This is a genomic window from Neobacillus rhizosphaerae (assembly GCF_050477885.1).
Classification (GTDB): Bacteria; Bacillota; Bacilli; order Bacillales; family Cytobacillaceae; genus Neobacillus; species Neobacillus rhizosphaerae_A.
In genome coordinates, this window is the sequence record NZ_JBCNAC010000019.1 from 1 (window position 1) to 12,113 (window position 12,113).

The window sequence follows — 12,113 nt, forward strand, 5'->3', positions numbered from 1 at the left end:
AGAACATTTGCCTGTCGGGGCTGGTCAAGGCGCTTGCGCTTTTCTTACTAAATTACATCTTTTCGATCCCATTTAACAGTAAATTGGACTTTATTTGCTTTTTTTACTGGGTGTTCAAACGCTTCTGCAATCACTTCTTTTTGTAGTTCAATTTGTTGGGCAAGGAAGCCAGCTTCGAGTTGGTAGAAGTGTTCTGCTTTTGATTTTACACGAGAAACAATGAGTGGGCTTACTAGTTCGAATTCGATTTCATTTTTTGTCTCTTTTATTATTTCAAGCTGTCCCCAAGAAGCATTAGTAAAAAACTCAACTAATGTTTCGTGGTCAGGTAATGGGAACTTTCGTGCAAGACGTTTTCCTGCCCAGTATAAGATTTCAGGAGTGTCTTTACCTAGGATCTCTGGCAAAAGGTACTCCCTAATGATTTCATACCCAAACATTGAAATGGTTCTTGGTTCTGGTTCTTCATGATTCAAATGTTGATTAACGGCTGTACTTTCTTTCACAAGCTTCCCCTCTTTCTATCATTCTATTATATACAATTTGATTTATTTTTCAGTACTGAATTGCTGAAAATGTGAATTAATCCTTTTAAGAATGATATATTATTTCGGAATATCATATCTTATTTATCATCATAATTATCTTATCCGTTTGATGGGAAATACCAACCCGTTAGATGTTGGTAATTAAATGTAATAATATGGGTTGTGAGGTAAACTGAAGCGGCTGTTCTACTTAAATAGGTACTATCCTATTATAATATCAATATATTTTAAAAATTTTATTTTTTGATAAAGATTGTGTATCCGTTTTCTTGACGCTCTATGTCGATGGGAGTAAAATGGACATGTCACATTATTGTCACAGTGGTATTGGGTTAAGTTTCTTTAAGGGGTACATAGGAGAAAGAGCTTAACATCATTTTTTAAAAATTAAGGGGGGTAAATGTATGGCGGGGAATCGAGAGTTTGCTAATCGCAGATTACATTCGCTGCTAGGGGTCATTCCAATTGGAGTGTTTCTTACACAGCATCTTGTAGTCAACCATTTTATCACTGGAGGTCCAGAGTCTTTCAATAAGGCTGCAGGCTTTATGGGAAGTCTACCATTCCGCATTGTCTTAGAAACTGTAATTATTTATTTACCATTGCTATTTCATGCAATCTATGGACTTTATATTGCTTTTACCGCTAAAAGTAATGTAAAAAGATTTGGTTTCTTTAGGAACTGGATGTTCATGCTTCAACGAGTATCAGGTGTAATTACGCTCATCTTTATTACGTGGCACGTTTGGCAAACACGTGTAGCAGCGGCGTTTGGTACGGAAGTATCCTATGATATGATGCATAATATTTTGACATCACCATTTATGTTTGTTTTCTATTTAGTGGGGATCCTTTCGGCTATTTTCCACTTTGCAAACGGACTTTGGTCCTTCTTAGTTAGCTGGGGGATTACAGTATCACCTCGCTCACAAGTTATTTCTACATATGTGACCGTTGGTGTTTTTATTGTTCTTTCTTTCATTGGAATTCAAACACTTATCGCATTTGTTCAATAACCATTTAACGGTCGGAAAAATATAGTATTTTTTGGATTAAGGGAGTGAGTCACGAATGAGTAAAGGTAAAGTGATCGTAGTCGGCGGCGGCTTAGCTGGCTTAATGGCTACCATCAAGGCTGCAGAATCAGGAACTCCGGTAGAGCTTTTTTCTCTTGTTCCGGTTAAACGTTCTCACTCTGTTTGTGCCCAAGGCGGTATTAATGGAGCAGTAAATACAAAAGGTGAAGGGGATTCTCCGTGGATTCACTTTGACGATACGATTTATGGCGGAGACTTTTTAGCGAATCAACCGCCAGTTAAAGCTATGTGTGATGCAGCACCTGGTATTATCAATTTATTTGACCGGATGGGTGTTATGTTTAACCGTACACCAGAGGGTCTTTTAGACTTCCGCCGTTTTGGAGGAACCCAACATCACCGTACAGCATTTGCTGGTGCGACAACTGGTCAGCAATTGTTATATGCATTAGATGAGCAAGTTCGTCGCCATGAAGTGGACGGATTAGTTACAAAATATGAAGGCTGGGAATTCCTTGGTGCGGTCGTTGACGATGAAGGCGTCTGCCGTGGGATTGTTGCTCAGGACTTAAAAACAATGGAAATTAAATCGTTTGCCGCGGATGCAGTCATTATGGCAACCGGTGGACCTGGAATTATTTTTGGTAAGTCAACAAACTCTGTAATTAATACAGGCTCCGCTGCTTCTATTGTTTATCAGCAGGGTGCATATTATGCAAACGGAGAAATGATTCAAATTCATCCAACTGCTATTCCTGGTGATGATAAGCTTCGCTTAATGAGTGAGTCCGCTCGTGGTGAAGGTGGTCGTATCTGGACGTACAAAGACGGAAAACCTTGGTACTTCCTAGAGGAAAAATATCCGGCTTACGGAAACCTAGTTCCACGTGATATTGCGACACGTGAAATCTTTGATGTATGCGTTAGTCAGAAACTTGGAATTAACGGCGAAAACATGGTTTTCCTTGACTTATCTCATAAGGATCCACATGAGTTGGACGTTAAACTGGGCGGAATCATTGAAATTTATGAAAAGTTCATGGGAGATAACCCACGTAAAGTCCCAATGAAAATTTTCCCAGCTGTTCACTACTCAATGGGTGGACTATGGGTTGATTATGACCAAATGACAAGTATCCCGGGTCTTTTTGCTGCTGGTGAGTGTGATTTTTCACAACACGGTGCTAATCGACTAGGTGCGAACTCTTTACTTTCAGCGGTATACGGCGGAATGGTTGCAGGACCAAATGCGGTTAAATATATCAATGGCCTTGAGAAGAGTTCTGATGCTGTATCTTCTACTGTTTTTGACCGTCATGTGAAGGAACAGGAAGAAAAGTGGAATTCAATCATGTCACTAAACGGTACAGAAAATGCATACATCCTTCACAAGGAACTTGGTGAATGGATGACAGATAACGTTACAGTTGTTCGTTACAATGATAAGTTGCAGCAAACTGATGAAAAGATTCAGGAACTATTAGAACGCTACCAGAACATCAATATCAACGATACATCTAAGTGGAGCAACCAAGGGGCAGCATTTACTAGACAATTACAAAATATGCTTCAATTAGCACGTGTTATTACAATCGGAGCGTTAAACCGTAATGAGAGCCGCGGTGCTCACTATAAGCCTGAATTCCCTGAACGTAATGATGAAGAGTTTATGAAAACAACAATGGCGAAATTTGTTGATTCAAAATCAGCTCCAGCCTTCCATTATGAAGAGATTGATGTATCTTTAATTAAGCCACGGAAACGAGATTATACTACAAAGCATTAATAGAAAGGGGAGTGGGTAATAATGTCTGAAAATAAAACAGTTAAGTTTCTAGTTATGCGTCAGGATACACCGGATTCTACTCCTTACGAAGAGGAATTTGAGGTTCCATATCGTCCGAATATGAACGTCATTTCCGCTTTGATGGAAATTCGTAAGAATCCTGTGAACGCAAAGGGACAAGCCTCTACCCCAATCACTTGGGAAATGAACTGTCTCGAAGAAGTCTGTGGTGCTTGTTCAATGGTTATTAACGGTAAGCCTCGTCAATCCTGTTCGGCACTGATTGATCAATTAGAGCAACCTATCCGTTTAGAGCCAATGAGAACATTCCCAGTTGTGAGGGACCTTGCGGTAGACCGAAGCAGAATGTTTGATGCTTTAAAGAAAGTGAAGGCATGGATTCCTATTGATGGAACATACGACTTAGGACCAGGACCTCGTATGCCAGAGAAAAAGCGTCAGTGGGCTTATGAGCTTTCAAAGTGTATGACATGTGGTGTCTGCCTAGAGGCATGTCCAAATGTGAACAGTAAATCTGACTTTATCGGGCCGCAGCCACTTTCTCAGGTTCGCCTATTTAACGCACATCCAACAGGGGAAATGAATAAGGCGGAGCGTTTAGAAGCGATCATGGGTGAGGGCGGTCTTGCAAACTGTGGTAACTCACAAAACTGTGTTCAATCTTGTCCAAAAGGTATTCCATTGACTACCTCCATTGCTGCATTGAACCGTGATACCACTTTCCAATCATTTAGAAACTTCTTCGGAAGTGACCATAGTTAATAAGTTAAGGGTCTTTAGTTCCTATGATTTGAATCTTAAAACCTTCTTTTCTAATAAGAAAAGGAGGTTTTTTAGTTTTTAAGGTGCACAGTTAGAATAGCGGTGTTTTACTTCCTTTGTTATACTACATTTATCAGTACCTTTTACAAAGGAAGGGAATCCATTGAAATCAAAACTTCCACTTTTCATCATTTTTATAGGTGTTATCGTTATAGGAGTAGGCATTTGGCAACTAGTTGATGTAAAGCTGCAAACGAATCATTCATTAGAGAAGGCAAAGGAATTAGTTTCAAAGCAGCCAGCTGATCCTTCCTATAATAAGAGGAAAAACGATAGCCCTCCTCCTCAAACGGGTGATACAGTCGGACTATTAGCGATTCCCAAAATTAAAGCTGAGCTAGCTATTATCGAAGGAACAGATCCGGACGATCTTGAGAAGGGTGTCGGACATTACAAAGGCTCTTTTTATCCTGGTGATGTAGGGCAGATTGTTTTGTCAGGACATAGGGATACGGTATTTCGGCGATTAGGTGAGCTGAAAATTGGTGATTCACTACAGATGCAAATGCCCTATGGAAATTTCACCTATGAAATTACCCACACTAAAATTGTTAAGTCAAATGATACAAGTATTATCACCCTACAAAAGCAGAATGAAGAACTAATTGTAACTACCTGCTATCCATTTCGTTATATAGGGAATGCGCCAAAACGATATATCATTTATGCAAAGCTTACAGGTTCCTAATTGTTAGGGCCTTTTTTTTATTTTCTTATTAGAAAAAAAGTCACTACATTTGAATCGTTCACATAAGATATGGTGACTAAATATATACCCACCCCGTGTTCATAACTGGCGAAGGCAAGGAGGGTTACATTACTTGAAGGAGAATGATTATAATCACAAGCCGTTACTCACCAAACGTGAAAGAGAAGTATTCGAATTACTAGTACAAGACAAAACAACGAAAGAAATCGCTGGTGAATTATTTATAAGCGAAAAAACGGTTCGAAATCACATATCAAATGCCATGCAAAAGCTTGGTGTTAAGGGGCGTTCACAAGCAGTTGTAGAGCTCCTTCGAATGGGAGAGCTAGAACTTTAAATATGACCGGCATCCGTTTAGGAGGCCGGTTCATAAGTCTCATACCATAAAAAGAGCTGTAGTTATTACCAATCGTTTGAGTAATGGTTGGTAATGTAATATTTAGAATAAGTAAATGGAAAAATGTTCAAAATATATTGAAAAAATAATTAGTTAATTTTACAATGAAATTAGGATAAAAGATTTAATGCTTTTATCTTAATTAGGGGCAAATTGCAATGTTAACTAGATAAAGATTGATCGTTCTTTTCAGCTTCAAAAGCAAAAGGGTGGACTTGAATTAGACCAAAACTATTGTTCTAAACGCAAGCCAAGATGGGAATAAATCCATCTTGGCTTTTTATATAATGACAGGTGAATACGGGAAAGGAACTGATAAAGAGAGATGAATGGTTCTGTAGCAGCAATTAAGAGTGAAAAGAAACTGTTATTAAGACATTTTTTAGATGACAATCTAAGCAGATTTGAAACCTTGTTTGCTTGTAATCCAGATAGTATTTTTACCATGGACTTAGAAGGGTATCTTGTTCAAGTGAATCCTGCATTTGAAAGCTTAACAGAATTCTCAGTGGAAGAGTCTTTGCAATTGAAACTCCAATTTCTTTTTCCAATTGAAGATATGAATAAAGTATTTCACCATTTTCATAAAGCTTCTTTCGGCGAATTTCAAAATTTTGATTGTAGGATGCAAAACAAAGCAGGAAAGCTCATTGATTTGAATATCACACAAATCCCTATTAGTGTTGAGAACCAAATAGTAGGTGTCTGCGCGATTGCAAAAGATATAACCCATTTAAAAAGAAAAAAAGAAGAAGCTAGAAAAGTAGAAGTCATGCATCATATATTGACTGATAATGTACTCGATATTATTATTAGTACCAATTTATCGGGCGAAATTCTTTATGTTTCCCCCTCCAGTGAGCATATTCTTGGATATACATCTGAAGAATTATACAGAAAAAATATTTTTTCATTCATACATAGAGATGACACTGTTCGAGCTTTTGAGGATCGAAAAAGTGTTTTGAATGAACATGTAAATGGAAGGGGCTCCTATCGTGTTGCCAAAAAGAATGGAGAGTATATTTGGGTTGAAATGCTTTGCAAACCAGTTATTGACCCTGATACCCATCTTGTTTTAGAAATAGTAAGTGTCATAAGAGATATAACAGAGCAGATCAATACAAAGGAGCTCTTATTAAACTCAGAAAAACTAAGTGTCGCAGGACAGTTGGCTGCGGGGATTGCACACGAGGTTCGGAATCCACTTACCGCAATTAAAGGATTTCTACAGCTAATGGAAAATCAATTAGATAATAAGACATACTTTACTATTATCCAATCTGAAATCGATCGGATTGAGCTCATTTTAAGCGAATTATTGGTCCTAGCTAAGCCTCAGGATTTGAAATTTGAAGTAGAGAATATCATAACACTAATGGAAAACGTAAAGACCCTGATAAATACACAAGCCATTATGAATGGAGTTCAAATAAAAACCATTTATGATAGTGATAGGTTTACCATTCGCTGTGATAGAAACCAGTTAAAACAAGTGTTCATTAATATATTGAAGAACTCTATCGATGCGATGCCAAAAGGTGGGGTGATTACCGTTGGAATGAAACAGCACGGTGAAGGTAAGGTCAAGATTATTTTTAAGGATACTGGGTGTGGCATGCCACACCATATTTTAAAGAGAATTGGTGAACCTTTCTTTACAACTAAAGAGAGCGGTACAGGTTTAGGGATTATGATTTCAAAGCAAATTGTTGAGAATCATCGTGGCAGTGTTCATTTTTGGAGTGATAAAAAAGGAACAATGGTTGAACTCATTCTACCTGTGGAAAGCTAGGATGCTAACTCGGCATCCGCTTTTCTTACTTAAGTCTTGAATTTTTTGCGAAAAAAGTAGAAAATAAGTACAAGCTTGAGACGTTCAGCTTGGCATAAGGGCTTTAATGAAAAGTCTTGAGGAGAAGCCTATTAATAGGAGTGTATGAATAGATGAAACTCGAAAATTCACAAAAAGTGGATGGGGACGTAGTAGCGAACATTGAAAAGGATTTAAGGTATATTTCCGGTATTATCAAACAAAAAGGAAGAGAAATGCTGGGTAATTATAAGATTACTCCGCCCCAATTTGTTGCATTACAATGGCTCTTTGAAGACGGTGACATGACCATCGGCGAGCTTTCTAATAAAATGTATTTGGCGTGCAGTACAACAACGGATCTGGTCGATCGAATGGAGAAGAATTTGCTTGTGGAACGAGTAAAGGACCCAAGTGACCGCCGTGTGGTTAGAATTCATTTATTAGAAGAAGGAAAGCGGATTATCGATGAGGTGATTAAAAAACGTCAGGTATATCTAGAGGATATTTTAATTGATTTCACTTCAGAAGAAATCCTTCTTCTTCAAGACAGCTTAAAAAAATTACATCAAGAAATGCGTTAAGAATGAGGCGAGAAGTTTGAAGCAACCAATAGGTGTCATTGATTCAGGTGTCGGAGGATTAACCGTTGCCAAAGAGGTAATGAGGCAGCTTCCAAATGAAAAAATCATCTATTTAGGTGATACCGCACGCTGCCCCTATGGTCCAAGGACGACAAAAGAAGTAAAGAGATTTACATGGGAGATGACCCGTTTCTTATTAGAAAAAAACATCAAAATGCTTGTTATTGCTTGTAATACCGCAACCGCTGCAGCTCTTGATGACATTCGTAAGGAACTTTCTATTCCTGTAATCGGAGTTATTAATCCAGGAGCACGTGCTGCAATTAAACGAACAAAGAACTATCGGGTGGGCATGATCGGTACAGAGGTAACGGTTAAGAGCGGTGCATATGAAAAGGCGTTGAAATCGCTGAATAGCCGGATTTTTGTAAAGGGACATGCGTGTCCGAAATTTGTCCCGCTTGTTGAGAGTGGGGAATATGATGGACCAATTGCTGAAAAAATTGTGAACGAAGCGTTAAAACCCATGCTGCAGCAAAACTTAGATACGCTTATTTTAGGCTGTACGCACTATCCATTACTTGAACCACTCATTAAAAAGACGATGGGTACTGAAGTGAATGTGATTAGTTCTGGTGATGAAACGGCCCGGGAAATCAGTGCCATCCTCGAATATAATGGTTTGCTAGAGACATGTGAGGAAGAGCCTGAACATGAGTTTTACACGACTGGTTCCAGAAGGATTTTTTCGAAAATTGCTTCACAGTGGCTGGGATTTCCTATTAGTCCTGTTAATAAAATTAAACTTTAATTGGAAGAGGTTGTCTCAAAAGGCAGCCTCTTCTTTTAATATGTAAAAAATTTTTTAATAGAAAAGTTCTATTTTTCTTTCATAAGGCGGTCTAAATTCTTACATGGCTCGTATACATGTTAGTACAAACTGTCTTAGGGGGGAATTATGATGTCTAATAATAAAGCAAAAATTATTGGTTTAACTGTTCTTACTTCAACCGTTCTACTTTCTGGCTGTGGCTTGTTTGGGACCGAAACACAAAAGAAAATCGACCCGCCAAAAACTGTCGTGGAAAATAAGACAAGTAAGGAAACAACTGCAGTTAAAAAAGAAAATGCAGAAAATGTCGTAAAGACAGAATTATACTTAATTGATAAAAACGGCTATGTGGTACCACAGACCTTAGCATTGCCAAAAACATCTTCCGTAGCAAAACAGGCATTAGAATACCTAGTGGCCAATGGACCTGTCTCCGAACTGCTGCCTAATGATTTTAGAGCTGTCCTGCCGGAGGATACCGAGCTTTCTGTTGATATTAATAAAGAAGGTGTCGCAACAGTCAACTTCTCGAAGGAATTTAAAAATTATCAGCCAGAGGATGAGATGAAAATCCTTCAGTCCGTAACATGGACACTGACTCAATTTGATAATGTGAAATCAGTCAAACTTAAGATGAATGGTCATGACTTAACGGAAATGCCCGTTAATGGAACACCAATCAGTGAAAATCTTTCAAGAGCAACGGGTATTAACTACGATACAACAGATGTAGTAGATATCACGAATACGAAGCCTGTAACCGTCTATTATATTGGTGGAGAAGAGGGTTCTTACTACTATGTTCCAGTTACTCGCAGGGTGAGTGCGAGCGAGACAAATAATATCGTTGCAGTGGTAAACGAGTTAATAAAAGGTCCTAGTGAAAAATCAAACCTTGTATCAGAATTTATGTCTGATGTAAAACTACTTGAGGCTCCTAAATATGAGGACGGTAAGGTTACCTTAAACTTCAATGAAAATGTATATGGAAGCTTTGGTAAGAAGGTCATCTCTCAAAGTTTATTAGATGCACTGGTTCTTTCCTTAACGGAACAAACAGGTATTGAGAAGGTTGCTGTCCAAGTAAAAGGAAAAGCCGAGTTAAAAAATGATAAAGGGAAAAAATTGACTGAGCCGGTAACTCGACCAGAAAAAGTCAACACAGGTAGTTTTTAAAAAAAGTTTTTTGTTATACTATATAGTGACAATGAAAGAGGTTGGCTAGAAGGCCGCCTCTTCTTTATTTGGAATAATAGACAAGAGGCAAAGCTTTACGAAATGAAGGAGGAAGTACAAGTGCGTGTGGATGGAAGAGAACCATTACAGCTAAGACCAATACATATTGAAACCAATTATTTAATGCATCCTGAAGGTTCTGTCCTTATTTCTGTTGGGAATACAAAGGTGATTTGTACAGCCAGTATTGAAGAGAGAGTTCCTCATTTTATGAGAGGGGAAGGAAAGGGCTGGATTACCGCAGAGTACTCAATGCTTCCTAGAGCGACAGAGACTAGAAACATTCGAGAATCATCAAAAGGAAAAGTGTCTGGCCGTACAATGGAGATTCAGCGCTTAATAGGCCGTGCACTGAGAGCGATTGTAGATCTTTCAGCACTAGGAGAAAGAACTGTTTGGATAGATTGTGACGTGATTCAAGCAGATGGAGGCACGCGTACAGCCTCTATTACTGGTGCATTTGTCGCGATGACGATTGCTCTTAATAAACTGGCAGAGAAAAAGTCACTTACAAAGTTTCCTATAACTGATTATTTAGCTGCAACTAGTGTAGGAATTTTGCATAACAAACAAATTGTACTGGACTTAAACTACGCGGAAGATTCTAAAGCTGAAGTCGATATGAATGTAGTCATGACAGGAGCCGGTGAATTTGTAGAATTACAGGGAACGGGAGAGGAATCGACGTTCTCCTATGAACAACTTCAAGGACTGCTTTCCACTGCTCAGGAAGGACTAATGGAGCTATTTGAACAGCAAAAAGCTGCCTTGGGTGAGAACATTACAAAGAAAATTGAAGCACGTAGAAAAAAATAAGAGGGGAACCATGATGAAAGAAGTTATTATTGCTACTAAAAACCCTGGGAAAGCCAGAGAATTTGAACATATCTTTGCATCGAGAGGTATTGAAGTCAAAACATTGCTAGATTTTCCAGAGATTCCAGAGGTGGAAGAAACCGGAACTACATTTGAAGAAAATGCTATTCTAAAAGCAGAAGCGATCTCTCAAGCCTTAAATAAAATGGTCATTGGTGATGATTCTGGTTTGATTGTGGACGCTCTTGAAGGAAGGCCGGGAATCTTTTCTGCCCGCTATGCAGGGGAACCGAAAAATGATCAGAACAATACCGAAAAAGTGTTAGCGGAATTGAAAAATGTCCCAGAGGAAAACAGGACAGCCAGATTCTACTGTGCATTGGCTGTTGCCGTACCTGGTCAAACAACAATGACGGTGTCAGGCACCTGTGAGGGTCGTATACTTAATGAACCTAGAGGGGTAAATGGGTTTGGGTATGATCCGGTGTTTTATGTGCCGGAGAAAGGTCTAGCTATGGCGGAGTTAACTGCTGATCTGAAAAATAAAATCAGCCACCGTGCAAATGCGTTGAAAAAGCTCGATGTATTGCTAGATTCTATTTTAGAAAGCCCTGAACAGTCATGAGCAAGGTTTTAATTGTGAGTGACAGTCACGGGTTAACCAAGGAGCTCGAAGTCATTAGAGAAAGGCATTTAAAGGACGTAGATGTTATGATTCACTGCGGAGATTCACAGTTAATGCCTGATGACGGGGCGATTACTGGGTATGTAACCGTGATGGGGAATTGTGATTTTGGTGGAGGATTTCCGTTAGAGACGGTCTTAGAGATTTCTGGACATAAATTTTTTGTTACACATGGTCACCGATACTCTGTTAAAACTTCTTTAATGAGTTTAAAATACAAGGCACAAGAACTTGATGCGGATATCGTCTGTTTTGGTCATTCGCATGTATTAGGTGCAGAAGAAATCGATGGAACAGTGTTTTTAAATCCAGGAAGCATACGCCTGCCTCGTGAGCGGTTGGAGAAGACTTATATGATCCTGGATTTGAATGATGAGAAAGTGAAAATGTCCGTATATGAGGTTAATGGTCAGGAATTGACGGATTTAGCTTGTGAATTTAATCTAAGTAGATAAGGGGGAACTTTTCCCCCCATTATTTTATTGGATAAATAAAAAGAAGAGTGTTGACTTTTTGATAGTAGGATAATATAATAAATCTTGTCTTAAGGAACAATTAATATGTCCCAGTAGCTCAGCCGGATAGAGCATACGCCTTCTAAGCGTACGGTCGGGAGTTCGAATCTCTCCTGGGACGCCATTTTCTTGTAAGATGTAAACTACATACCAATCATATCACTCACCCGTGTTGGTGAGTTTTTTTTGTTTAGAAAATTATAAAAAGGTCTGAGCGTGGATAACTGAACTAGTTGTCCGAATCTAGCTCCAGCGCCTAGCCCCTCGGGTCAAATAACCTTCGGCAAGAAAAGTCAAAAGGCGGACTTTTCT

13 protein-coding genes and 1 tRNA gene are annotated in these 12,113 nt (G+C 38.8%); 13 read left to right on the top strand and 1 reads right to left on the bottom strand.

The genetic code is table 11. The annotated features are described in order from the left end of the window. Positions 1 to 47 precede the first annotated feature (47 nt). Entirely contained in the window at positions 48 to 506 is a 459-nt protein-coding gene (locus ABES03_RS02105) for a YslB family protein (RefSeq protein ID WP_430114735.1), read from the bottom strand. Between the two features lie 446 nt (positions 507 to 952). Here ABES03_RS02105 and ABES03_RS02110 point away from each other — a divergent pair, with 446 nt between their 5' ends. From ABES03_RS02110 to ABES03_RS02170, 13 genes are all read left to right on the top strand, one after another. Further along, positions 953 to 1,564, top strand: a complete 612-nt coding sequence (locus ABES03_RS02110) for a succinate dehydrogenase cytochrome b558 subunit (RefSeq protein ID WP_430114737.1) — start codon at positions 953 to 955, stop codon at positions 1,562 to 1,564. A gap of 55 nt (positions 1,565 to 1,619) precedes the next feature. After that, complete coding sequence (gene sdhA / locus ABES03_RS02115) at positions 1,620 to 3,371, top strand: succinate dehydrogenase flavoprotein subunit (protein ID WP_430114738.1); 1,752 nt, start codon at positions 1,620 to 1,622, stop codon at positions 3,369 to 3,371. Positions 3,372 to 3,392: 21 nt separating this feature from the next. Further along, the gene (gene sdhB, locus ABES03_RS02120) at positions 3,393 to 4,154 is read left to right on the top strand and encodes a succinate dehydrogenase iron-sulfur subunit (protein WP_309860261.1); all 762 of its coding nucleotides are present in this window, start codon (positions 3,393 to 3,395) and stop codon (positions 4,152 to 4,154) included. 163 nt (positions 4,155 to 4,317) lie between these two features. Then, positions 4,318 to 4,902 (top strand): class D sortase, encoded by a 585-nt coding sequence (locus ABES03_RS02125; RefSeq protein WP_430114741.1) that lies wholly within the window; start codon positions 4,318 to 4,320, stop codon positions 4,900 to 4,902. Positions 4,903 to 5,035: 133 nt separating this feature from the next. Continuing rightward, positions 5,036 to 5,260 (top strand): spore germination transcription factor GerE, encoded by a 225-nt coding sequence (gene gerE, locus ABES03_RS02130; protein ID WP_007087335.1) that lies wholly within the window; start codon positions 5,036 to 5,038, stop codon positions 5,258 to 5,260. 385 nt (positions 5,261 to 5,645) lie between these two features. Beyond that, on the top strand, positions 5,646 to 7,115 hold the full coding sequence (locus ABES03_RS02135) for a PAS domain-containing sensor histidine kinase (RefSeq protein ID WP_430114743.1): 1,470 nt from the start codon (positions 5,646 to 5,648) through the stop codon (positions 7,113 to 7,115). Between the two features lie 152 nt (positions 7,116 to 7,267). Beyond that, on the top strand, positions 7,268 to 7,717 hold the full coding sequence (locus tag ABES03_RS02140; RefSeq protein ID WP_430114746.1) for a MarR family winged helix-turn-helix transcriptional regulator: 450 nt from the start codon (positions 7,268 to 7,270) through the stop codon (positions 7,715 to 7,717). A 16-nt stretch (positions 7,718 to 7,733) separates the two neighbouring features. Then, positions 7,734 to 8,528, top strand: coding sequence for a glutamate racemase (racE, locus tag ABES03_RS02145; protein ID WP_430114749.1), 795 nt, complete (start codon positions 7,734 to 7,736; stop codon positions 8,526 to 8,528). A 150-nt stretch (positions 8,529 to 8,678) separates the two neighbouring features. After that, positions 8,679 to 9,725 carry a GerMN domain-containing protein gene (locus tag ABES03_RS02150; protein ID WP_430114842.1) on the top strand — a complete coding sequence of 349 codons (1,047 nt, stop codon included), beginning with the start codon at positions 8,679 to 8,681 and terminating at the stop codon, positions 9,723 to 9,725. 120 nt (positions 9,726 to 9,845) lie between these two features. Further along, entirely contained in the window at positions 9,846 to 10,601 is a 756-nt protein-coding gene (rph, locus tag ABES03_RS02155; RefSeq protein WP_430114751.1) for a ribonuclease PH, read from the top strand. A gap of 13 nt (positions 10,602 to 10,614) precedes the next feature. Next, positions 10,615 to 11,226, top strand: a complete 612-nt coding sequence (locus ABES03_RS02160) for an XTP/dITP diphosphatase (RefSeq protein WP_430114844.1) — start codon at positions 10,615 to 10,617, stop codon at positions 11,224 to 11,226. Then, a complete protein-coding gene (locus tag ABES03_RS02165) occupies positions 11,223 to 11,741 on the top strand; it encodes a metallophosphoesterase (protein ID WP_430114753.1) in 519 nt (172 codons plus the stop codon). Before ABES03_RS02160 ends, ABES03_RS02165 begins: the two co-directional genes overlap by 4 nt. A 107-nt stretch (positions 11,742 to 11,848) precedes the next feature. After that, positions 11,849 to 11,925: transfer RNA gene (locus tag ABES03_RS02170), tRNA-Arg, on the top strand. Positions 11,926 to 12,113: the final 188 nt, after the last annotated feature.